Origin of the sequence: Micromonospora sp. B11E3 (assembly GCF_039871625.1) — a bacterium.
In the GTDB taxonomy this organism is placed as follows: Bacteria; Actinomycetota; Actinomycetes; order Mycobacteriales; family Micromonosporaceae; genus Micromonospora.
On sequence record NZ_JBDPMC010000185.1, the window covers coordinates 1 to 2166 of the forward strand.

Annotated in this window: 2 protein-coding genes; one reads left to right on the forward strand and one right to left on the reverse strand. The window is 62.7% G+C overall.

Going from position 1 to position 2166, the window contains the following annotated elements:
* The first annotated feature begins 504 nt into the window (after positions 1–504).
* Positions 505–852: a hypothetical protein gene (locus tag ABGB16_RS33530; RefSeq protein WP_347672066.1), complete on the forward strand. Its 348-nt coding sequence runs from the start codon at positions 505–507 to the stop codon at positions 850–852.
* 479 nt (positions 853–1331) lie between these two features.
* Here ABGB16_RS33530 and ABGB16_RS33535 read toward each other — a convergent pair whose 3' ends face one another.
* Positions 1332–1895 (reverse strand): GntR family transcriptional regulator, encoded by a 564-nt coding sequence (locus ABGB16_RS33535; RefSeq protein WP_347672067.1) that lies wholly within the window; start codon positions 1893–1895, stop codon positions 1332–1334.
* Between the last annotated feature and the right edge of the window lie 271 nt (positions 1896–2166).

Here is a 2166-nt window from a genome sequence, read left to right on the forward strand (position 1 = left end):
TTATCAAAACCATCGCCCGCGACGCCTACGGCTTCCGAAACCCCGAAAACCAACGCCTACGCACCCGCACCACCACCACGCGACGCCACCGCGGACACCTCAACCCCGCTTAAGTTCGAAGAGCCACTATGTGCTGGCTGGCAATACGCCGGTGCTGGTGCACAACTGCGGCGAGGACATTTACGAGGCTGGCGGAAAGCACGGGGCGACCGCTCGCAGCACTTCGCGCGGAATGAACAGTGCTGAGCCGACAAATGGTCAGGCTGCCTTGGAGAATTCGGTCCAGGTAAAGGGGACGTCGCCCAGACGCGTCGGAGTTGATAGGGATAGCGGTGAGATCGTCGTACTCGACCGGACACGCCAAGCAGCATGCGGGTGTGACGGCGCCGGCGGGGTAAACAACATCTGGCATGGACATGTCAGGCCGTGGGGTGCTCTGCATGTCGACATGCAGAACGCGTTGCGCCGAGGCGGACTTGTCGATCGTAAGGGGAACATCCGTTGATGGATCCAGTGCAACCTGATCCCGCTTGGCGTGCAGCGATGCTCGCCGCCGTTCATGGTAATGGTCTCGCGGAGGCGACTGATGCGTTACTGTCCCTCACCTACCATGACCCGGATCGTGCTTGGGTTGAAAATATCTTGTTAGATGTGGTTGCAGACGATGACATCGAAATGCAGGTGCGATCATTAGCAATCACGTGCCTGGGGCACCTCGCTCGTATACACCGGGAAGTCAATCGGAAAGCTGTGCTGCCTGTATTACAGGACTTAATGCAAAGCTCCGCGTTCGGAGGAATCGCTCAGGATGCCCTGGACGACATCGAGACCTATGCCCTTCGGTCGAAGTAAACGGGAGCGGGCTGTCTCAGTAATGTGTGTTGGGTGGCTGTGGCGCGAGACTTTCGCGTATGCGGAGCGTGTCGGTCGGTCCTACGGGTCGTTGGTGGTTGGTCTGCGTTGCCGTCGGGGTTGCCGTCAAAGATGTGCATCACATGTGCATGGATTGATGGCTACGGTAGGGGTAGTGGTAGTGCGCCTCGTTTCTTGGTGCTGGCGCATGCTGGGCCGAAGTTGCGGTGGCGTGCCGCGTAGCGGTACGGCGTCGATCGCCGGAACCACAGGTTGGCTCCGTGGTTGAGCGATCGTCACGGCCTCAGCGCCGACTCGGTCAGCCCTCGGTGGTGGCCGCCCTGGTGTCGGTGGGCGTGCGCGCGGGGCCGTAGGCCGTAGCGCGTGCGCGCGGCCAGGCCGACAGGCCGGGCCGTCTTGATCCTGTAGAGCAGTTTTGAGCCAGTCGGATCTTGGTCGAGGGCCTTGGTCCGGCTGGCTTACTGCTTCGGTGCGCGGTCGCGGCTGCTACGGGGACGCTTGGCGGGCGGCGAGGGCTGGTCGCCGTCGCTGGCCCGTTGGAGGTGTTCGGGCTGCTGGGCGAAGTTGCCTCGGTCGGCCTGGTATTTGGTCACTTCGTCGATGAGGTCGCTGTTGGTGTCGGCGTGGCGCAGCAGGTCGTGTAGGGCTGCGTTTTTGTCGTCGGCGGTGCGGGCGTGGTGGTAGCGGATTGTGATGGCCTGTTGGTCGGCGAGGTAGGCGGCGACTCGGCGGCGCAGGTCGGGGTCGTCGATGGGTTCGCGGAGGACACCGCCGCGTAGGAGGTCGAAGGCGTCGGGGTGTACGAAGGTGCCTTTGCCGGCGACGCTGTAGGTGATGCGCCGGTGTTGGAGTTCGCGTAGGGCGCGTTGGGCGGTCATGGAGGCCACGCCGTAGAGGTCGGCCATCTTGCGGGCGGACGGTAGTGGGTCGTTGGGGTTGAGGCGTCCGTCGCGGATCTGGTCGAGGATGTCGTCGACGACCTGTTGGAACAGGGCTCGCTTGTCGTCTGGGTCGTGGGCCATGCGCTGATCGTAGCCGTCACGGGCTGATCAGGCGAGACAGGCGTCACATGACACTCGTGTGGCCAAACCTCTTGACCGTCACGGGTGTCACGTGACACATTATGTGCACGGGACGCACGCCGCACTGGCGTGGACCGGAGTAGAGGCAACGCCGCTCGGTTAAGGTCCGGCGGGTGTTTCGCAATGGTTTGTGATGATGTCGATCGCGATGGTGGCTTTGTAGCTATGCCGGTCTACGTTGGGTCCGCGGGCTTGGTACTTGGAGTTTGAG